We start from the raw sequence: 20470 nt of genomic DNA on the forward strand, positions 1-20470 counted from the left end.
TTTTATATTTGATTACTAATTATTTTTATTTGTGCCGAGATTATAATCAACTATCTGGGTGATTTCTAAACCTGGTTCTCGGACTAAATAAATTCTTTTATCAAGTTCAGTTGGCTGGGTTGGTAATTTGGGAGTATCGACAGCTTCGACAGTAATTGTTTTGTTAAAGGCAATTCCTTTACCTTGGTTTTCATTTCTCTCGAAGCTGACAAGTGTACCGATATAATCAACCTCCCATTTGCCATCCTTGATTTTTCTGGGTTCTGAGATATGGCGGGTGACAAGTGAGACTTGAACTTCACCGTTAAATACACTACTTGGAACAATTTCTGCTAATTTTTTGAGGAAGTTTGCCCGAAAATCTTGATTTTCAGATAGTGCAAATGCTGCTTCCCAAGCTCTAGTCGGAATTCTTTTTCTACTATTTTTTGTTGTTTGAACATCTATTCCTTTATCAGGCTTAGTAACATTTTCGCCATTCTCAGTTGCTTCGATTATTCCGTTCCAACCGAACATTTTAATCATGCTATCTGAGATAAAGCGTTTGATAGTTTCGTCTTCGCGTTCGTTGGGAGCGGCAAATTTACCAGCTGAAATAGACCCATCTTGAAGTTGAACAACTGTCATGCCTTTGACATGATGATTTGTACTAGAACTCATGCCAATATTTACAATTTGCAATAGGATAGATAAGATAGTTCCTCCTGCTGTTACGGTGATTGCCATTGCAATAGGTGTAGAGGTAGATTGACCATAACTGAGAAGGCGAGCTGGTTGAGATTTAGATTTAGGTTTAAGCATAATTATTTGTTAATTACTTTTTAACTTTTATTTTGGAACTAACAAATTTGGTGGCATTGACAGCAACCGTAGCAGTTGTACTTGCTCCGCCAGTAGCGATTCCTGCTGCAATTTCAGAGCCAAATGCTGCTGTTTTACCTAATCCTGTCCAAACAGCTATTCCACCACCTGCGGCTAATGCAGATGAAAGAATAGGAGAAACCAACCCAACAAAAAGTAGAAATATCATTGGTTGGTTTTGTTCGGAATTAGCAATAAGTTGTCCGCATAAACCAATAATCATGTTGAAGCAGAGTTTCGCCATTCCAACGGTGAAATAACCAGTTAGCCAAGCGAAAATAGGTTTAGCGCCAAAGGGGAGTAGTGAACCGCCTATTGCCAATGGGCCAAGTAGGGCAGTTAAAAGCATCGTGAATTCGATACCCCACTGATAGGCGTTATTTAGGGCGAGGAGGATGACTGCGACAAATCCGGTGATCATCGAGCCGATTGTACTGGTGATAGAATTACCAATCTTTTCGGCAATTTGACCGGGCGAGAGATTGTCGAGTGCATCTTTGGCATCTGATAAAGCCTGAAGTGGGTTAAATTCCCAACTACCGCTATCGGGAGCCTCTCCTTTAAATAAATCGGGTGCAGAGGTTTTGAGTTCTGCTTCTGCTTGTTGCAAGCAGGCGATTGAATCTTGCGTGTTACCAGTGATTGAGCGGCATCTTTCCATTGCCGCCCCTACCTGCTGTTGGAGGGCAATATTACCGACTGCCCGATTGAATGCTACTTCTAGGTTGGCTCCGGCAGCGGTAAACTCAAGGATGTCATTATTGACAGTATTAATGTATCCTCGTATTGCGAGTGTTCCACTTCTGAGCAAAGTGCCATCATTAGCTAATAGCCCGATAACCAGGATGGGCCATATCCAACTGGAGAGGGCTTTCATATCTTCTTGATTTATCCAGTTTCTGCCTAACTCAACCATAAAAAGAGTGAGTGTGGCGATCGCAAAAAACTGACCAACTTTGCACATTGAGCCATACAAGTTGCCGTTGAGGGTTTCCTGCCAAAGTTCATTGAAACCTTCTGCTACTAGTTGCGCCCCGGCTGCGGCATTTTCTAAAATGTCTTGCCCAAAAAATGGGTCGGTTGCAATTACGAGATGTTCTAACATAGCACTTGATTAACAGGCGTGAAGGTTTGGTCATCTCAATTGCAGAGATGACCAATTGATTAGGGTGAATTATTCTCCGGCTGTAGTTTTGAGACTGCTAAACCCACTAACTTCGATGTACTGGGCACTGATACCGTCCATCATCAGGTTTTGACGGCGGCGATCGCTTGCTCCTTGTTTGGCAAGTTGAGATAGCATCAGGTTAGTTTGCTGGACATCGTGCCGTGCTTGCAGTCCGTCGGTACGGGATTGCCCCAACATTGAGACAATTTGCGAGTTTTGGGCAGCAATTACCTTGAGGATGTTTTGTGAAGCATCCATTGCTTGTGCAGATTCCGCGAGTTCTTTGGCCTCGGCTACAGTTTGTTCAGTTGCTTCTATTTCATTTTTGGTACGTTCCTGACCGACTTCCCCTAAGACGCTTGCGATCGTGGCGCGGGTGGTTTCTCTCTCCAGTTCGTTAGCTGCACCTACAGCACCTTCAACTGTGTTACTTTCATTCCAGTTACCCTTTTCCTTGAGTTGTTCTTTGAGCTTTTCAGCTGAGGTTACTGGGTCTGGCATATCCATACTGCCAGTCTGAATAGCAGTTTTAGCTTCGCCTTTCATCCCACCCCAATTATTAGTTCCTGCGGTGAGTTCCTTTTTAGTTTCCTCAAAATAGTTATTGAATTTCCCTAAAACTTTGAAAAAATCGTCAATTGAAAAGGCATAACTGGGTGCTGTACCGAGTAAAGTAACCAGACCAATGATTGACCCGATTATTACCCCTTTCTTAGTAAACTTGAACTTTGGTTTCATACTTTTTGTGGATAAAATAACCAATGTGGCAATTAAAGTTAAGCCACTTTTTTATGATTTATAAATAAGAACTCAGAAGTTAGGAGTCAGGAGTCATACCAATTCGCAATTCGCAATTCGCAATTCGCAATTAAGAAACTTAGATGCAGCAAGGCTTTCCTGGTTTACATCTGTTGCCGAATTTTAGAGAATTGGTATCAGAATAGCCTTTCAGGGAAGCAAGCTACAGAAATAATTCTGTACGACTGGGTAAATAGTATTGGTTAAAACATCATCTCAGTGTGAGTGAAACTAGTATTAAACCGCTTCTGATTAAAACTTTATCTCTAGATTGATGGAATATTCTGAATACCGAATTCTGCATTCTGACTCCTTTTTATTAATTTTTGTTTTTCCAAGTCCAGATGATTCGTTAGTTTTTCTTTTATAATTTATGCTGGCTTTAATTGCTTATTGTTATTGTTATCCAGTAATTGTTTTGCTTCTTGGCTTAACTCATCTCCCCGAAGTGTCTGTATGTATGCCTCAGAAAATCTCACCATACCCAGCATTGGATTATCGACATATTTATTGAGGAAGAGAGTGCGTAATTCTTGCTCATTGGGGTTATTTGCTACTGCTGCAAGTAAGCAATAAGCAGGGTAATACCTACAGAAAGTAAGTTTGCCATTATCGTCAAGTAACCATTGCGAGTAGATACTTTCACGTTTTGGGAAGAATGCTTCGGTACTATTACGCGAGATAATTTCATAAGGATATTTAAACCTGTTAACAAATGGGTCAACAGCCGATGTTTGAATCCGACCGATAAGGCGAGTTGTGATGTTAGCAAATATCTTGGCAGCAGACTTACTTTGGAAAATACTTTCTGGTTCTTGGGCAGATAAAATTACACGTATACCTGCTTTCGCCCCGTTAGCGCAGAGTCTACCAATTAGCTCGGCTATGCTGTCAAAATTAAATAAAATCGGTGCTTCGTCTAAGAAAAATATTGAGACTTTGGATGATAAAGCTCTACGTAATGCTGCGGAATAGGCGCTAAGGGCAAGGACTGCGGCATCAGCTTCACTTCCAAGCGATCGCAGTGCAAATACCAGTAGTCGCGCATCAGTTCTAAAGCTAGATGGATTGGCAATTGATTGCCCAACTCGTGAGTTTAGCCAAAACTTTAATCGCAATCTGATTTGGTCAAGGGCATCAAGAATTTCTTTACTATTATTGGTGATTGAATCAAGTTTGATAAACCCAGGCGAACAATAATTATAGAAATCCTTAAGTGTTGGAATATCTGCCCATTCACTTGTTCCTACTCCATTTTCTAGTGCAAGTTTATATCGAAGTTTGATATCCTCATCGTTGTAAAAAGTTTCAATTGTGATTGTAATGATACTCTCGATATTTGATATCATTGTGGCACTTATCCCTACAGGGTTCGTCCCTAGTACCATTATCATTAATGTTGATTTCAAGAATTCCTTGAAATCAGTCATCCTTTCCTTAATAACTTCCGGCTCATACCCCCTTAAATCAGGTAATTCAAATAGATTGTTCGATTCTTTACTAATATCGAAATACGCCCCTTCTTCTCCCATAAATTTGGTATAGTCGGTAAAGGTGCTAGTACCATCGGGTTTGGGATAATCAAGTGCAATTACGGGAATGTCTTGAGCCAAGGCAGGTGTTAATAGACCTGCTACTAAGACAGATTTACCAGCACGGGTAGTACCGAAAATGGCGAGATTTTTGTGCTGGTTGTACAAGTCAAGATGTACTGGGGTTCCTCCCTCTTCAGCAATCAGCTCGAACCCAGATTTATCTCCCGTAGCCGTTCTTACTATCGGCATGAGTCCGGGAACTTCTGATGAGAAATAGGGGAGGCGACGATTAAAGGGTCTTGTGAGTAGATTTTCCCAGACAATAGGTATACATTGTAACCATGTTTTCCAGGCATATTCGATTTCTCTATCAACTACGGCAGGTCGTAAGAAGCAGCTAGAAAGATATTGGCAAGCTTCATCGAGTTTTTGACGACTGTTACGATGAACACAAAAAACAACGGCAGTATGGATGGGCAAACTGCCTCTGAGGATAGTTTCTTGTGCCTTGACCGCTTCCTCGATGTTCATATTGGCTTTTACATCAATTGACCCCTTCTCGGAAGACATCGCGCTGGAAGTAATTGACTGTTTGGTAATCCGTTGAAGGGCAGTTTTGGCGAGTCCCTGGTTAGCTTTAGATAGCTGGCAGATAATCTCAGTATCGGAGATTTTTTCTTTGGATATTACCTCCCAGAGGTATCGAAGCTGGGCGTATTCGTCTACCCACCCTTGGGGCTTTTCGCTAAATTGCAGGACACCGATATACTTGTCTTGTAGTCTTACCCAGCTGCGATCGAGAAACGGGACAGATTTTTCATTCTCCAGCATCAGGTGGCGAATATGAAAATCACTGGTTTGAACTTCTCGAAGCCCCTCTTCATCTAATATGAGGGGATTGGGAACTTTGGGTGCGTCGCTACGGTTAAACTGACTCCAAAGAATCGACCATACTTCCTCGCTTGTGACTGCTCGTACTGAAAGCCCCATTGAGTTAGTAAAAAGTTGTTCCCACCGTTGAAACCCAGAGGTAAAACTATCCCGTAAAATTGTTTCGATTCGTTCTTGCCGAACACCGTGAATTTGACCAGTAAATTGGAACCAGGTATTTTGCAATTGTTTGATAGTTTTTTCAATCGCATCATTTGAGCGACTGTCTTCAGAAGCTAGGACGCTATAGGTACACCAGAAGCGTAAGAACTTGTTTTTACGGGTTCCTGCTTCAGTGAGTTCTCTTGCTCGTAGACGTTCCGATCGCACTAATAAAGTTAATTGCTCTAGGTCGCATTTATCCTCTATCTTTTTTAGTTCCTGCTGCCGGAGAAAATCATCAGTGAACGAACCAAGGTGAATTGTCAAGGTTTCGCGATCGGGAAGTTCTTTGAGTCCGCCTTCAATATTTTCAAAAATGGGGATAATCTGTTCTTCGGGCAAGGATGGGTGAATTCCTTGTACGTCAAAGCAGAACTTGATTTGAATATCCTCTTTTTTCTGGAGAATAAGTGCGCCGATATCTCTACGACCAGCAAGCGAGATACTTGCAATCCCGGCTAAATGGGTAATATCCTCAAACGGTGTCAGGTTTTTGACAACACCTAATTGTTCGGTATCTAGAGATTTTTTACCAATTTTGTGCTTTATTTTCGTTGAGGCGGTCGAACTCATGGCCTGTAGTTTCGTTCGGTGATATTTATTAATTGAGAAGCTTTATCTGCGTTTTTTAAGCTTGCGCTTTTTCTTGGGTTGAGGTTGTAGAGGATTAACGACAGAGACAAATGGTTTATAGCCACGGGTGATGCGGGGCGTGCCGACAAACTTACCGAAAAAGGCTTTGTTGGAACTTACTGTCCACCAGGTTGCCCATCCCCAGGCGGTTACAATTCCGGTTGCAAGCCAGGAAGCTTGCATAAAACCCTTGACTACCATGTAGGAGATGAGAGCGATCGCACTCCAGGGAACAATTTGGTCGGCGGGGAATGGCCCGAGGCGTGGTTGGTCTCCTAATACACGGTTGACAGTACGAAATTCCCGTTCTCTGCCCATTATTACGAAAGACAAAAGTCAGTTTTTGAAATTTTGATGAGTGGCACTTGTGGAATTGTGCCACTCGTGGTGGCTTTTTTGACGAGTGGCTCCTCAGCCTGTTACCAGCCCTGCAAGCAAATCTCCAACTACAACTGTGAGGGCAATGATAATTGGTGTACGGGCGATTGTTTGCCAATCCTCGTCGTTTCTGGCTGATTGAACGACCCGGATCAGACCAATACCAAGGTAAATTAAGAACAAACCGCGCAGTACTGCGAATACGTATTTAATGATATCTGCGTCAACACCTGTAAAATACTCTGTGAAAAAGTCCTCTGCGTTTTGCATGAACTGGGCGTTTGCAGGTGCAGCGGCCATATCCAACATAAATACTACACCTACTAAGCAGAACAAGACGGTATAGATATTGATGCCATACTTGCGCTGCCATTTCTCGAAGTTGGAAAGTAGCAAGTTTGCTTCCTTGGGTAGTAACGCTACAATGCCAGTTCCAAACGCCAGCGATGCCATTACCATGTGATGAATGGAGATATCTGCAATCATCAAGCCAGTACCAACTGCCATTAGTCCGGCGATGCTGGCGTTTTCTTTCCAGTTGCGACGGCGACGGCTGGGAGCGGGGTATCCGTATTCTTCGTAGGAAGGAATGCGATCGCTGCCAAAATCAGATTCGTAGTCTTTTCTCATAAAAAAAGTAGATTATTTCGGAAATTAGTGAATGAAACTTTGTAGGGGTAATTACGACTGAATTACTGCTTTTTACCAAAGTTTGGATTAGAGTAAATCTCTGCTCAAACTTCTCGCTTGTGAATTTATTTTATGAGATTAATATCCGTAAAAGCATCTAAGAATTTTCCATTTTTAGGCACTATGTTTTTCAGTAAATCATTAGTAAAAAATCGGAAAATTTTGCTTGACAACTTACAATATATAAATCAGTGGTTTATTTCATAATGTTTGACCCCCGATATAGTCTATATCGGGGGTCAGTAATTGATATATGAGGTAGTGTAATTACGGTGGTTTACCGTTAATTTACCGAGTGAAATAAATTGTCCGTCAACTAATTCTGCGTTTGATTTGGGTTGAAGTCGAGATGAAGCTTCTTGCCTACTTTGAGGTTGAGGGTTTTGGTACTGTTAGCAGGTAGTTCGATAACTTGGTTAACAGGATAGACTGAATCGTACTTAGGACAGGTTTTTGTTTTGCAAGGAGGAGCCACCTCTACGATTGATTTAATAACTCCGTCTTGGAGAAATATCATATCTAAAGGAATATACGTATCATGCATCCAAAGTTTAACTTTTTCAGGTTTTTTGAGGACAAATAGCATTCCGTGATTTTCGGGAATAGAGTCACGAAATTTGAGTCCGTGGGCATATTCTTTTCTATCGTCTGCTAGTTCGAGTTGAATTGTTTGATTATTGCTGGTAAAGGTTGCACCAATAGGTAGGTACTGGGGCTGGCGAGTCCAAAAGTATAGTGGTAAGGGTGAGAGAGCAGCAGTAAAACCAGCAATCGGCCCAACGATATTGAGAATTTTGAAAAATAGGCTTTTTTCTGGATTTTGTGCTTGTTTAGTTTGAATGTTGGTTTGAGCGGTTTGTCTTGTGACTTCCATAGTTTTAGATAAATAAAGTAGTAGAGTGGTTATAAATGGCAAGCATTATGATCTGTTGAAATGTTTTGGCTACATTTGCTTTCGTTCAAACATGATGAAACTTTGAATTGATTTATGATGTTTACAAAGAAGTAGTCATAACTCAGAACTCAGGAGTCAGAATTCAGGAGAAAGCTTGCGTAAGGCTTGAGGACTTTGTACGAATGACTCTTAACTGTTGGTTTAAAGCCTCATCAGAGTTGTTAAGCAAAACAAAAAAGTTTTTAACCACCAGCGCGAAATTCCTTCCTTTTTGGCTGAAGTTCTTCTGACTCCTGAATTCTGTATTCTGGCTCCTTTCATTAGCTAAAAATCTCGATGTTACCAACAGCAAACTTGCTTTCATCGAGGGGACTACTAGGTAAAGCTTGTTGGTCAGCTTTGTTACGCATCGACTCGACTTTATCGGCTTCGCGGATGGCAAGCGGGTTAATCTGGCGGCGTTCTTCTAGCAATGCTTCGATTGTTAGTTCGAGTGCGGGGAGTTTGCTTGATGCGTAGGTATCTTCTATTACTGTTTCGCAGAATATGGTACTAGCGGCGCGTTCTACAATTGTCTGGATTTCTGCACCTACACATCGATTGGTGGCTTTAAGAATTCTGCGCCACTGTTCCTCGCTCCAGGGGTCGTCGCCATTGCGAAAACGTTCGTCAAACCGAGCGGCGTGCAGTTTGAAGATACTATATCTTTCCCCATTATTGGGCAGGTCTACTTTAAATAAATAGTCAAACCGTCCGGCACGGGTGAGTTCGGGTGGCAGCCATTCCATGCGGTTGACTGAGGCGATGACCAGTACATCTGACGTGCGCTCTTGCATCCACGTCAACAGCTGACCAGCAAGCCGTTTGGCGAGGTCATCCTCCCCGGCGAAGCCTTTATCGAAGTCGTCAAAGTACAAAATTACTTGGTTGAGCCTATCTGCCAGTCGCAACAAGCGTTTGAGTTTCATTTCTGCTTGGTTGCCAAAACTTCTAAAGTTGCCCCAATCGACCATGATCAGGGGAATACCCATATTCTGGGAACAGGCTTTTGCTGAGTGTGATTTTCCTGTCCCCGGTGGCCCCACAAGCATAATCCCTTTGGGTACACGCAGATTATATTGTTTGGCACGCGGGGTAAGCAATCGCTTGAACTTTTTGAATGACTGCTGCATGAGTTCCAACCCACCAAGCTGGACTTTTGGCGGAGGTAAGAATTCGATGTCATACAAGCGGTTGAGCAGTTGAATTTTTTTTGATAGCAGAAGCTTGGCTATCTCACTGGAATTTCCTAAATCATGATTTTTACTAATATCGTTTAGGCAATACATAATATCAGAAATATACAAACCAGCACTAGCGTTAGCAATTTCTAAATAGTCTTGTTCCGTATATGTGAAAGAAAAATTTTTGCTTTTAATTAAACTATCAATAATTTCTTGTGCATCTGGTAGTTCTTGACTCCATAGGGGAATTTCTGCCGCTATTTCGCTTGTTATCTCGGCGTTGGCTCCGATTTATTGCTGGTGCGATCGCTCAACTGACAGATAATAATACTTATCGCCAGAAGCTACTTCATGTAGAGAAGCTTACTCCTATGCGTCAGTGGTCTGCACGTCAAGCTTCCAGATTAAAGAAAAGTGATTATCGCCAAAGCTATCTTGGCGAGAGAAGAAACTAAAGATATAAAAAAATATTTAACGTTCCCGCTCACCGGGCGCAGATAACCTTGGCTTTCACCGATTACTCAGATTCGCTCCGGTGCAGCGGGGTTGTTATGGGGCGTCTTCACGCTAAAGTTGAGCATGAACAAGCAGATTTTGACAGGATTATGCACTGTGAAGTTTCAAACTGAGTTGAGATAAAGGATTGTTTCAAGATTTGTGGCTCACGCCAAGGAAGCACAAAGTTATACCCCACTGGTTCATGTTCACCACCTGCTGCACAAACCCCTCTACGCTGATCATACTCGCTACCCTGTGCGCCTTGATAGAACATAGCTTGACACTTGTTACAAAACCGCCAATCTGTTTGGGCAGTTAGTGTTCCAGGTACATCATGCGGAAGTACAAAGTTATACCCTGATGGCTCGTGTTTACCACCTGCTGCACAAACCCCTCTACGCTGATCATACTCGCTACCCTGTGCGCCTTGATAGAACATAGCTTGACACTTGTTACAAAACCGCCAATCTGTTTGGGCAGTTGATGTTTCAGAAATATTATGCAGAAGTACAAAGTTATACCCAGCCGCCTCGTGTTGACCACTTGCCGCGCAATAACCCTTGCTCTTATAGCCGTCATAGAACAACACATGACATTTACTGCAAAAATGCCAATCTTCTTGTTCATTTCGCAATTGACTAATAATCGCTGTTACAACAGCTCCAAAACCTCCGAGAAAGGTTAATTTAAGGAATTTTTGCCGTGTCCATAGCAATCTGGCTCTAGCTTTTTCAGGAGTTGCATTTGCGTCAGAATCTGGCGCTGTGTGTTCGTCTTTAAGTTCTAAACAGTTTTGATGATCTACTTTGGCAGATTTATGTTTTTTTTTACACAAAGCACAGGAGTCAGGTGTTCTGGAATGCCCTCCAATTGAATTGCATTACAGCCTAATTCATAAGCAAATTCAATTGTTTCTCCAGCGCCCAAAGCAGTGTAGAAGCCCACAGCAAATTCAATTGCAGCACGATCACCAATCTCCTGACTCATACCAATCACGTAGTCAATGTGTTGGGCAATCGCCTCAGCCTGGAATTGTGAGTAGCAGGCATTCAAAACAACACATTCCACACGCTTAGAGAAAAGTTTGAATAGGTTGGCTAATGCTTCTGAATCAACGAGTTTGAGTTGCCCCATCCCATCTTCAAACGCTAAACCATCCTTCCCCGTTCCATGACCTGTAAAGTGTACGATTTGCGGCTTAAAGTCCAGCATTGCTTGCTGAATATCTCTGGTTCGGGTTGCTCCAGTTGAGTTAATGGGGACTTTGCCATATCCCGCTAAACGCAGTCGTTCCTTGATTTCTCGTTCCTCTTCTTGTAAGCGCAAACTCACTGTCCCTTTGGGATTGGCAGCTAACAGTAAGATCGACTTCAAGGCGGCACTGTCATTCATGGAAATCAGCAGGACGACTCAACTTCACTCAATTGTATTTCAGAAAACGGTACAGACTACTGTGCCTAACAAACAAACTTGAAATGATGCCTTTACCAAGGATTGAGCCGCATAACGTTAAGCTACCGGACACGAATAACCTCTGCAATCTAACAAATGGCCTACTGCTTCGTTCCGGTTCAGCGATTTGTTATGCTCATCCATCTCTCACAGAGATCAAAGCTATCAAGGGTAATTCCTTTTCGGCATGTATCCCTCTTGCAAGACCTGAGTCTTTCCTGTCATTCCTCACACCAACAGCTTCACCAATCAACACCAATTCGATTGCCGGATCTCGGATGCCAGCCTAAGGAGCCTGTGTCATCGCGCTCTCCTTGCCCTGTGTACTTGTACCATAAAAGATTTCTATTCTGGTCAACGGCCATAATGATATGACCGAATTGTCCTAGATCAGTTACTCCCCCGAAAATATGCTGCATATTCTGCCAACCCCGCCCTATCGGATTGCCGGAGTTAGGATGCCAGCCTGTACCTCCAGAAACATCGTCTTCCCCCTCGCCATCATAGGAGTACCAGAGCAGATTTCCACTCTCATTAACTCCAAAAACGACATTACCTGACCCGTGAAGGTGTCGGAAGTTCTGCCATCCATTTCCTACTCGATTCCCAGAATTGGGGTGCCAACCAGTAGTTCCCTCGGGATTGTGTTCTCCGTTACCAATGTAGGAATACCAGTGTAAGTCTCCGTTTTGTGCAACACCAAAAATCTGCATCCGATCTGTGGAGCGTCCCGCTTGAGGGAATACAAAAATATTACGAAAGCTCTGCCACCCATTGCCAATTACATTGCCAGAATTAGGATGCCAACCGCTAGTTGCAGCAGGGTTGTGTTCACCGTTACCAATGTAGGAATACCAATGCAGATTACCATTCGAGTGAATTGCCATAATAATCCCGTCACCACAACCAAAGACGTGCAACATGCCATTCCAGCCACGGCCGATCAAGTTACCAGTCTGGGGATCCCAGCTTTGTGCGGCTGAGGACTCCCCTTCTTGCTCGCCGCTCCCGGTATACCGGTTCCATTCAAGGTCGCCATTTATGGTCACGCCATAGAAAATTCCCTGTAAGGGTAAGCCACTATCAACCAGTGTTGTTCCGTTGCCGCCGTGCAACAGCTTAAGATGACTCGTCCTACTGGCGTGTGTTACCTCATCGGGGATAAGTAGTCGTGAATGCATCAATTGCACTTGATAAGGCAAACTGAGTGAGAGTAAGTAGTAGATGTCAAGCTCACGATTTGTAGCGTTCCATTCTGTGAAGCGATTGAGGAGAAAAGCTCCATAAGCCCAGCCCTCATGATTGTTATTCGGATCAGAGGGTGGGATGTCAGGCCAAATGCGGTCAGTCCCAACGACTTGGTGCATGTATCTGCCATAGGCTCCCTGTGTATTAGGGTTGAAGATCTCAATTTCATCAGACCAATCCCAAAGGGATGAGCTGACGCGAGCAACGGCTGGTCGGTGGTAACCCTCAGATCCCGACTCGTCATTGGCGTTGGAGTAGAGCAGAATCCACCGTTTAGGGCCTTCCAGCCAGGCTGCTGAGAGATGCGTGTAGGTGTTTGTATGGCTAAAGAGTACAACAGCAGCATCTACATTAGGAGACCAAGGTGCTGCAGGATTACCCGTATAATATAGGATGTCTTGTATCATTGGTGGGGCGGGTGTCCTGAGTGGCATCCAGGCTAGTCGAATGCCAGGATTACTCGAATAGAAAAATCCATACATGACCAACCCTTGTTCATGTGGCGTTTGGGGAAGTCCAGGGTGTTGTGAGTTCTGTACAACACAAGGTGCAACCCAGGAGAACACGGCCTCTTGTCCGGTTCGTACTAGGCTATGGCATTTAATACAATACCGCCACTTTCCTTCCTCTCCAGGATTATGATGCAGGACGAAGTTGAGAATTGATGGCTGGTGTGCACCCCCAGCAGGGCAGAGACCACCATTTTCTGCCCCCTTCCAAAAAATTGATAAACATTTTTCACAACGGAGCCAGTTTGCCTGGTTCTGGGCATTCTCAGCAACTGAGTGTAAAAGAACATAACTCTGGTCAGCCGCTTCATGGCTACCCCCTCGATGGCAACGACCTTTAAAATTAGGATCTCCATCCCAAAACAAAGTCTCGCAGTTTCGGCAACGTCGGTAATTGGCTTGGAAGTTTGTACCTGGCGGGAGATTTTCAGAAAGAGTGAACTTGAACCCAAGAAGTTCGTGGCTTTCTAACCTATCGCGGCTTGCATCACGCGGGCACCAGCCAATTTGTGGACTTAAAAGAAATTCCTTCTGAAAGAGTCCGGGTTTATGCGGCTCTGCTTTACTGGTTAAGTAGCAACCTCCTGGAGGATCACCTGGACGAGAGTGCCCCGTAAATTTGGCTTCGGCGAACCCTGCAAAGACCCAAACTTTGTTGGCATAGCTGAATGCTCCATTAGGTGTCTCAAGGCTGAGAAGTTGACCAATAGGTTCGGTTCCGGTAAATGGGTCAAAAAAGCCGCTCTCAGCTAGAACTGGATTTAAATCGAACCCGCCACCTGGAGAACCTTTGCAGCTCCCTTTATGGGCATCCCCATCCCAGAACAGTCCGTGACATTTCGCGCAAAATCGCCAATCTTTCTGACCGGTCGCTTCTGTGGCACCTTGATGATCGTTTGGCAGAAAGAACTTCCATCCAATCGGGTCGTGGGGTAAGCCATCCCGAGGGCAAACACCCGCAGGTTGATCATTTTGTGCCCAGAACAGTCCGTGACATTTCGCGCAAAATCGCCAATCTTTCTGACCGGTCGCTTCTGTGGCACCTTGATGATCATTAGGTAGAAAGAACTTCCATCCAATCGGGTCGTGGGGTAAGCCATCCCGAGGGCAAACACCCGCAGGTTGATCATTTTGTGCCCAGAACAGTCCGTGACATTTCGCGCAAAATCGCCAATCTTTTTGTCCAGTTGCTTCTGTGGCACCCTGATGATCGTTAGGTAGAAAAAACTTCCATCCCAGAGCTAGATGACCCCCATGACGAAGAACTTTGTTAGCGTCTGTCCAAGCTACTAAATCTGTATTCTGTTCGTTGGGACTATTGGGTGTTTTTGTTGTATCGCCGAAAAATATGTAGAGACGGCCATCTGAGTGTTCTGTGTTAGCACCAAGGTCAGCTCCTAACGCTCCCCAGCGTCCTGTATCGTTGAGCAGAGGCCATTGTTCAGCATCAACAAGTAAAGGCCATTTAGGATCTCTATCAAAAAGATCTGTGCTTCCTGTAAGTTGACCTACCCGGTTTGTGAAAAGAACTCTTACAGATGTCATTTCGACTTCCTTCTAATGTTTAATCACTTTATTCCCTGCCGATGTCAAGAGAGCCAAACTAATTGCAGCATAACTATTTATTATACGGAAAGTTTCCGTATAATCTTTTTCTAAATCCTAATATATCAAGCATTACAGCTACCTTCTTTCTGCATATACGGAAAACTTCTTTTTTAAACCCCTATTTTGGCATATTAAACAGAACCTGTTATGCTAAGAGATTAAAATTAAATCAAAAACAATGTAATAAATTGTATCAAATTATTGATGTAATGCTGGCTGTACTTGACATAATCATATGATAAGTGTTTGTAACCCAGTTATAAATTATGACTCTGCGGTTTAATTTTGCTGCATCAGCGATACAATTAGCTGTTCCTCCAGGTTGCCCATCCCAGATAGCAATCATCATATCGTGGGCATTTTTTATTTGATTAACTATCCATCGATTACGAGCATTTAAACATTTGATTCCTCCAGCTTCTTGATAAGGTAAGTTAGAGACAAATTTGATAGCGTCGCATTGGGATAACAGCCAATGATACTTCTGCTTATCGAGATTATTCCATTTGGCATCTTGGTTGATGCAGTGTACGGCAGCAGTGAGGTTTATCTCAATAGGGTACTTATCTTTTAAGCCTAAGATTATCTCTACTGCTGCGGTATCAACTCCCAATGCCATGCCTGAATAGAACTGGATGCGTTTGTAACCCCACTCAACAGAGCGATCGCAAGCACGAACAATCATGCCTTCAAGTCGGTTACGCACTTGCTTCCATCCTTCCTCATCAAATTTTTTGTGACTGTTTCCTGTAAATGCCACTTTTAGGGTTGGTTTATCTTCTATGAGGAAATCAACAAACTCCTGGGGCAACCAGATATTAGGAGGAAGATTAAAATTGCTAATCAGGGAAGCTATCTCTGGGTCAGTGTATCCTGCAAGGTTGCATCCAATCCTAGTTGTTAGGAATTCTAGTTCAGGATGAGTATTTGCATATTCGACTAGTTTCTCAATTTGGGATTTGATTTGAAGAAGCGGGATTGACCGGATACCCTTATTTAGGTCTTTGGTTGCGATGCCTGCGGCGGGCGTAGCCATCGCCCAGGATTGTTGGGGATTACCGTATTCTGCATTGCAGTACTGTCGCGCAAATAAAGCACTTCCAGCACCATGTCTTCCTTGTCAGCTTTGATATTATTCCAAAACCAGAGATATTGAATATTATTGAATGACGTAAAATTATTTAATTGGTGCTTATTTATCGGAAGTGTTAATAAAATTTCTATTGATCCAAGGCTCAAAAATAAGTTATATTTTAATACTTACTATCTCCAAATGATGCTAAAACAGTTATAAAATAACTCTTGGGCTTGGTTTGGTTGAATGAAAATGTTATTTTATATATATTTAAAAACTGTTTTGATATTATCTACTAACTGTACTACCATACCCAAAATAGCTTTCCAGCCAAGTATTATCCCCCAAAAGCCGCTACTAAATAGACCAAATACTGACTTGAGGAAGATAACTACCCTGTAATTTATCTCGATATTTGATTCAGCTCTGGCATAGATAAAACCATCCCCAATTTTATTTTCCAACTTCCTCATTTTTCGTTCTTCTTCTCTATCCCTTCTTTCTTCTTGTACCTTCCAACCCCAAGGGGCAAATCCCAAAACAATCGAAATTGGAAGATAGAATGGCCAACTATATATGTAGCCAAGGGAACCATAGATGATGAAAAAGGCTAGCCCCAAACCAGTGCGCCAAACTAAACACCAGAGGATAAACAAACTGTTGATAATAGCGTTACGGATAACTATACTTCGGTTTTTGTTATATGACATTTTAAGGCTGCTCCCGATGCCTAATATTTAAGTTTTTATTTAGAGTGATTGCATCTCTTCAGATTAAACTTAAACTTAGCAGTAGTTTGAATTATCATATTGATAGTTGAAAAATAGAAACTACCTAATCAATTGCAATTACCTGTTTAGCCACACTAAATAAGGTCAAATATACCAACTTATTGTAACGATGTTTGTACCTAGCCCGACATAGTTACTGTTGCTGTCATTGATATCTACAATTTCATCGATTATATCTTCACGGAGTTTAAAATTAGGCAAAGTTTTGATGATTTTTTTAAGAAGTTTAAAATGGAGCTATAGTTTTTAGAAAAAATAAAAATGATTAAGATTTGACTCTTAATCATTTGGTGATATATTCCTAAAAGATGGGATATACCTATGTTTGATTCACATGGTTGGGGCGTATGCCATTAGTTGTGGTTTTTTCTGTTGCGAGACTTACTACCTGATTGCACCTTAAATCGTACCTGTTTCCCGATAGTTACCTCGGCAACATTGCTAATATCTTTACTAGATTTATAGGCTTCAATAATTGCCTTATTATTAGCTTGGTACTTAATAACTCTAAATTCATCAGGAAAATCTTCATCATCTACTTCTACTAGTAAGTTAGCGACTTTTGGTGGGTTATCCCTGATTTCAATTACCCTTTCCTTACCGATGTTTTTGTCACTGATTAATCCAATCTCGTGTAGGTGGATGAGGGTGCGCTTGATTTGTTCAAGTTGAGTTTTGCGACGTGAAATTACCCGATCGTGGAGTTCGGCTACTCGCGCTTTTCTTTCCTCCCAGGTTTCAAGGTCAAGATTTAACTGGTCAACTACCCAGGCGATCGCATCGATTTTGGTTTCGATGCCATCCTGAATAGTCATAAGTTCTTGTAAGAGTTGTTCTACATTACCCTGTTCGCCTAACTCGCCTGCTTCTTCTATCTGTGACCAAAGTTTAGCAGCATCTAGGCTTAATTCTTTGAGAGTGAGTTGGTTGATTTCGCGTTCAATTGCTTGAGTCATAATTTACTTTTGATATAAAAAACAACTAGCAGTTAGTTGCTACTCGTTGTTGACTAAAAAGAGTTGATGCTTGAAAGGAGATTGAATTTAGTACCCGTACCGCAAGTGATAGTAGTCTGACTTTTCTTGTGCCAACTCTGCTTCGTAGTCGTAGTAATCTGCCTCGTCTAGGAAGGTGCTGGCTTGCTGGGCTTGTAATGTGGGCTTTGGTGATTTTTGGTCAGTTTTCGGGTTAGAATTAGTAACAGTTTTCATGTCTATACAACTTCAATTCATCTACTGAAGTTGCACGTTAGTGCTTGTTATAGTTCCAACAATTAAGAGGAAGAAATTAATCTTCCCCTTCTTATAATTATTTACTAGTGGTTTTTCTTAAACTACAGGTTTTTCTACCACAAAGATAGTTGTCCTGGTGATATGTTTCCCCGTCGCCGCGTATGAAAAAATATATGGCAACTCGAACATAAAGCCGCGAGATTTTCGACTCGATTGTCCTCGGGCGTATAATTCCAGTGGTGAACCACTAACATTTTAATGCTGCGTTCTCTACGATTTAATCCATCTATTTTATCAGTTGGACGTAAGCATTGCATACCGCAGCGCGTGCATTTCCAGTCTGATTTTGATTTGACCTCAAGTGCGATAGTATCCCAGTTTGAAGAATAGCGACTGCGGTTTTTACCAGTCATCAATCAGTTCCTTTTGGGTTGCAGAAAACTAATTTTGATTTAACTTGACGCGATATTATTGTGATTATATTTACGCAGAAAGTTTTCCGGAAAAATTCACTTGAGACATAACTTGTGTGCGTATTGAATTAGCAGCCTTCTCTGCAATTTCTTCTCTATCAGAATCAGTAAGAACTACTGCAAGTAGCGATTTAAGAGCTTCGCGGTTAGATATAAACTCCTCACCGTATAAATCATCTTGCAACAAAGTAGCTTCCAAGTGAGGTATTAACTCAGGCGTAGGAGATAGCAACCGCTCTTTAATGCGTGCCCTTGCAGTTTCTGTCGCAGAAGTTGTACCTATACCTAAATCCCATGTTTCAATTATTAGCCTGACTTCGCGGTTAAGAGATATACGCAGCGTTGATAGGCGACCAAATAAAGGAAGGTTGAGCATTAAAGGTGGTAATGCATTACCCCAATCCAAACCAGCGCCAATAGTGCAATTTGCTTCATCTTCGATGCAAACAGCCTCTTCGAGCCATCCTTCACCAAAAAGTAAATCTATAGCTTCTTGGGTTGTTATTGACTCGTTTGCCTCAGAATTATCCTTTTGCTGTTGATGATTCATAAAATTTTATCCGGATCAGCCCTTATCTTCGTCTCAATACACCATACTCAAAATAGACTAAATTATCATATTCTTCTTCCGAACCGCAGTTCAACATGTTTTGTTTTTCGTAAAATCCTTCTGACCTTGGTAAGGAATGCAACCCAATTCTACCTTCATAACCTAACTCAACACTTCTAATTCTTGCGAAATTTAATAGTGCTTGACCAACACCTTTGAATTGAGGCGGGCGTTGAATCTCGATTCGGTTAGTAGGGGCAGTGGCAATACCATCAACATAAACTAGCCTCTTACCAGTATTTAACCGAGAACCGTGCATTTGTGTTTCTATTATCATTAATCCTTGAGTTTTGTTTTCGCACTCAATTGCGTAACCTTCAAGATTTTCTTGATTGTCAATATATCTTAATTTGAATATCCAATCCCAGTATTTATCTTCTTGACTAAATAACCTTAAGCTTTCTACCCAATAATTGACATAATCATCAACATGTCTTTGGACTAAATCTACCAAATAGGCTTCAACAGATGTATTATCAACACCCCTTTTTAACTCGATTTTTCGCTGCACCTAAAGCTCCTAATTGTCAACTGATTATTAAAGCTTGTGACTGCTATTTGACTGGTAGATAAAAGAGTAAATGTGAATGCGTATATCAATAGCTTTATGCCAACCAGCAAGCACAGCATCATCTGAAATGTCTCCAAGAACTACCAAACCATCTTCTTTGTCCATATAGTAAGGTAAAGGTTCAGCGCTCAACCAACCATAAGCAATGGCTTCTTGATCTCGCTCAACAATTGAAACTTCTAAACTTTGCTCATATCTTGAGTAGTAGTAAGGTAAATAGCAGGCTGGGTACTCTCTTAGAAATTCACGAGTAACTGTGTATGATTGCCAACGCAGTTGCTCCCCCTTGATTTCTTTTGGATTAGCTTCTAGCCAATCATAGAGCTTTTTAGCTTGCCGCAATGCGTGGTCTTTGCCTTCAAAAACGACGTTGGGAAGAAAAATATCGCCGTCAAAATGCACCGCAACTTCAAATAAATCTTCATCTTCATCTTCTGCTTCTGTTATCTCAATGATTCCAGCCTTATATAGTTCGGTCATTCCCCTACATTGCTAGCTCTACTCCTACGTGGTTAAAATTTTAGCTTTCAGTTACAGAATAATCAGAACACTCTGTTGGTTCTAGCCCACCTATGAAACTAATCAACGCAAAGGGACACTAGAATTTCAACCAAATTATGAGGTGATGTCTTAAGTTCACTTCTTAAACTGGGACAATCTCTTTCGGATAGTGCGCTTATGTATCGGCACTAGGGAGTAATGAGTGCTGAGTAATGAGTATACGGACAGCGAGGGGAAGTGCGTCAACGCGCCGGGTCTAAATAGCAAGTGCGATGGCGTAACCGCCTGCTGGAAGCGATCGCCTCCGTCGCAGATTGTGTCTAAATGTAACAATCTTTAAAATCTGGACACAATTAATACTCAGTAAATTATAGCTTTGCGCCAAACCTTTTACTATCAATATGTCGATATCAAAAATGATATCAAATGCCTGACCAAAAGTCCCCACCAAGCGAGATGATTCGTGTGCCCGTTCCACTAATTAAGGTGGTTCGGCGACTATCGCTCTTTTATTACTCTCATGAGAGTATAATTAATTACTAACAGTTTAACTTAGCAAGGGTATTTAATTGGGTTCAAGAACGGCTACCTCCACGATCACCGTGGTAGATCAGTACTGCGATGCCTAT

General features: G+C 42.2%; 19 protein-coding genes and 2 pseudogenes. 1 reads left to right on the top strand and 20 read right to left on the bottom strand.

The features are described from left to right. Positions 1-15 precede the first annotated feature (15 nt). From LC653_RS34675 to LC653_RS34710, 8 genes and pseudogenes are all read right to left on the bottom strand, one after another. Entirely contained in the window at positions 16-801 is a 786-nt protein-coding gene (locus tag LC653_RS34675) for a hypothetical protein (protein WP_229499395.1), read from the bottom strand. 13 nt (positions 802-814) lie between these two features. Continuing rightward, positions 815-1966, bottom strand: coding sequence for a hypothetical protein (locus LC653_RS34680; RefSeq protein WP_229499396.1), 1152 nt, complete (start codon positions 1964-1966; stop codon positions 815-817). Positions 1967-2035: 69 nt separating this feature from the next. Then, positions 2036-2767 carry a hypothetical protein gene (locus LC653_RS34685; protein WP_229499397.1) on the bottom strand — a complete coding sequence of 244 codons (732 nt, stop codon included), beginning with the start codon at positions 2765-2767 and terminating at the stop codon, positions 2036-2038. A 431-nt stretch (positions 2768-3198) separates the two neighbouring features. Continuing rightward, entirely contained in the window at positions 3199-6027 is a 2829-nt protein-coding gene (locus LC653_RS34690; RefSeq protein ID WP_229499398.1) for a putative type IV secretion/conjugal transfer ATPase, read from the bottom strand. A gap of 42 nt (positions 6028-6069) precedes the next feature. Then, positions 6070-6405: a hypothetical protein gene (locus LC653_RS34695; protein WP_229499423.1), complete on the bottom strand. Its 336-nt coding sequence runs from the start codon at positions 6403-6405 to the stop codon at positions 6070-6072. A gap of 93 nt (positions 6406-6498) precedes the next feature. Further along, complete coding sequence (locus tag LC653_RS34700) at positions 6499-7095, bottom strand: hypothetical protein (RefSeq protein ID WP_229499399.1); 597 nt, start codon at positions 7093-7095, stop codon at positions 6499-6501. A 376-nt stretch (positions 7096-7471) separates the two neighbouring features. Further along, on the bottom strand, positions 7472-8029 hold the full coding sequence (locus LC653_RS34705) for a DUF192 domain-containing protein (protein ID WP_229499400.1): 558 nt from the start codon (positions 8027-8029) through the stop codon (positions 7472-7474). A gap of 341 nt (positions 8030-8370) precedes the next feature. Next, positions 8371-9564 (bottom strand): annotated as a pseudogene (locus tag LC653_RS34710) (ATP-binding protein); the annotation flags it as partial. Between LC653_RS34710 and LC653_RS34715 the strand changes: the two are divergent. Beyond that, the gene (locus tag LC653_RS34715; RefSeq protein ID WP_229499401.1) at positions 9489-9728 is read left to right on the top strand and encodes a hypothetical protein; all 240 of its coding nucleotides are present in this window, start codon (positions 9489-9491) and stop codon (positions 9726-9728) included. The pseudogene LC653_RS34710 and the gene LC653_RS34715 overlap by 76 nt on opposite strands. Before the next feature lie 107 nt (positions 9729-9835). Here LC653_RS34715 and LC653_RS34720 read toward each other — a convergent pair whose 3' ends face one another. The 12 genes and pseudogenes from LC653_RS34720 to LC653_RS34775 all read right to left on the bottom strand — a co-directional run bounded on the left by LC653_RS34720 (position 9836) and on the right by LC653_RS34775 (position 20319). Further along, positions 9836-10606, bottom strand: a complete 771-nt coding sequence (locus tag LC653_RS34720) for a hypothetical protein (protein ID WP_229499402.1) — start codon at positions 10604-10606, stop codon at positions 9836-9838. Next, positions 10573-11145 carry a CHAT domain-containing protein gene (locus LC653_RS34725; protein ID WP_229499403.1) on the bottom strand — a complete coding sequence of 191 codons (573 nt, stop codon included), beginning with the start codon at positions 11143-11145 and terminating at the stop codon, positions 10573-10575. The genes LC653_RS34720 and LC653_RS34725 overlap by 34 nt, the downstream gene beginning before the upstream one ends. A gap of 320 nt (positions 11146-11465) precedes the next feature. After that, the gene (locus tag LC653_RS34730; protein WP_229499404.1) at positions 11466-14525 is read right to left on the bottom strand and encodes a tachylectin-related carbohydrate-binding protein; all 3060 of its coding nucleotides are present in this window, start codon (positions 14523-14525) and stop codon (positions 11466-11468) included. 256 nt (positions 14526-14781) lie between these two features. Next, the gene (locus LC653_RS48010; RefSeq protein WP_443689866.1) at positions 14782-15273 is read right to left on the bottom strand and encodes an SLOG family protein; all 492 of its coding nucleotides are present in this window, start codon (positions 15271-15273) and stop codon (positions 14782-14784) included. 123 nt (positions 15274-15396) lie between these two features. Continuing rightward, positions 15397-15696, bottom strand: a pseudogene (locus LC653_RS48015) (A1S_2505 family phage non-structural protein); the annotation flags it as partial. 227 nt (positions 15697-15923) lie between these two features. Further along, positions 15924-16373, bottom strand: coding sequence for a hypothetical protein (locus LC653_RS34740; protein WP_229499408.1), 450 nt, complete (start codon positions 16371-16373; stop codon positions 15924-15926). A 434-nt stretch (positions 16374-16807) separates the two neighbouring features. Next, the gene (locus tag LC653_RS34745) at positions 16808-17410 is read right to left on the bottom strand and encodes a siphovirus Gp157 family protein (protein WP_229499410.1); all 603 of its coding nucleotides are present in this window, start codon (positions 17408-17410) and stop codon (positions 16808-16810) included. 87 nt (positions 17411-17497) lie between these two features. Continuing rightward, positions 17498-17665, bottom strand: a complete 168-nt coding sequence (locus LC653_RS34750) for a hypothetical protein (protein WP_229499412.1) — start codon at positions 17663-17665, stop codon at positions 17498-17500. Between the two features lie 504 nt (positions 17666-18169). Beyond that, positions 18170-18709: a hypothetical protein gene (locus LC653_RS34760; protein ID WP_229499416.1), complete on the bottom strand. Its 540-nt coding sequence runs from the start codon at positions 18707-18709 to the stop codon at positions 18170-18172. 22 nt (positions 18710-18731) lie between these two features. Beyond that, complete coding sequence (locus LC653_RS34765) at positions 18732-19280, bottom strand: GNAT family N-acetyltransferase (protein WP_229499418.1); 549 nt, start codon at positions 19278-19280, stop codon at positions 18732-18734. A gap of 27 nt (positions 19281-19307) precedes the next feature. Beyond that, positions 19308-19820 carry a hypothetical protein gene (locus tag LC653_RS34770; RefSeq protein ID WP_229499420.1) on the bottom strand — a complete coding sequence of 171 codons (513 nt, stop codon included), beginning with the start codon at positions 19818-19820 and terminating at the stop codon, positions 19308-19310. 277 nt (positions 19821-20097) lie between these two features. Then, positions 20098-20319 carry a hypothetical protein gene (locus tag LC653_RS34775; RefSeq protein ID WP_229499421.1) on the bottom strand — a complete coding sequence of 74 codons (222 nt, stop codon included), beginning with the start codon at positions 20317-20319 and terminating at the stop codon, positions 20098-20100. Between the last annotated feature and the right edge of the window lie 151 nt (positions 20320-20470).

Source organism: Nostoc mirabile CHAB5784 (genome assembly GCF_020829645.1).
Classification (GTDB): domain Bacteria; phylum Cyanobacteriota; class Cyanobacteriia; order Cyanobacteriales; family Nostocaceae; genus Nostoc; species Nostoc mirabile.

Bases quoted from the DNA above. Each gene is read 5' to 3' on its own strand.
- LC653_RS34675 (WP_229499395.1), bottom strand. From the start codon at position 801: ATGCTTAAACCTAAATCTAAATCTCAACCAGCTCGCCTTCTCAGTTAT.
- LC653_RS34680 (WP_229499396.1), bottom strand. From the start codon at position 1,966: ATGTTAGAACATCTCGTAATTGCAACCGACCCATTTTTTGGGCAAGAC.
- LC653_RS34685 (WP_229499397.1), bottom strand. From the start codon at position 2,767: ATGAAACCAAAGTTCAAGTTTACTAAGAAAGGGGTAATAATCGGGTCA.
- LC653_RS34690 (WP_229499398.1), bottom strand. From the start codon at position 6,027: ATGAGTTCGACCGCCTCAACGAAAATAAAGCACAAAATTGGTAAAAAA.
- LC653_RS34695 (WP_229499423.1), bottom strand. From the start codon at position 6,405: ATGGGCAGAGAACGGGAATTTCGTACTGTCAACCGTGTATTAGGAGAC.
- LC653_RS34700 (WP_229499399.1), bottom strand. From the start codon at position 7,095: ATGAGAAAAGACTACGAATCTGATTTTGGCAGCGATCGCATTCCTTCC.
- LC653_RS34705 (WP_229499400.1), bottom strand. From the start codon at position 8,029: ATGGAAGTCACAAGACAAACCGCTCAAACCAACATTCAAACTAAACAA.
- LC653_RS34730 (WP_229499404.1), bottom strand. From the start codon at position 14,525: ATGACATCTGTAAGAGTTCTTTTCACAAACCGGGTAGGTCAACTTACA.
- LC653_RS48010 (WP_443689866.1), bottom strand. From the start codon at position 15,273: ATGATTGTTCGTGCTTGCGATCGCTCTGTTGAGTGGGGTTACAAACGC.
- LC653_RS34740 (WP_229499408.1), bottom strand. From the start codon at position 16,373: ATGTCATATAACAAAAACCGAAGTATAGTTATCCGTAACGCTATTATC.
- LC653_RS34745 (WP_229499410.1), bottom strand. From the start codon at position 17,410: ATGACTCAAGCAATTGAACGCGAAATCAACCAACTCACTCTCAAAGAA.
- LC653_RS34750 (WP_229499412.1), bottom strand. From the start codon at position 17,665: ATGAAAACTGTTACTAATTCTAACCCGAAAACTGACCAAAAATCACCA.
- LC653_RS34760 (WP_229499416.1), bottom strand. From the start codon at position 18,709: ATGAATCATCAACAGCAAAAGGATAATTCTGAGGCAAACGAGTCAATA.
- LC653_RS34770 (WP_229499420.1), bottom strand. From the start codon at position 19,820: ATGACCGAACTATATAAGGCTGGAATCATTGAGATAACAGAAGCAGAA.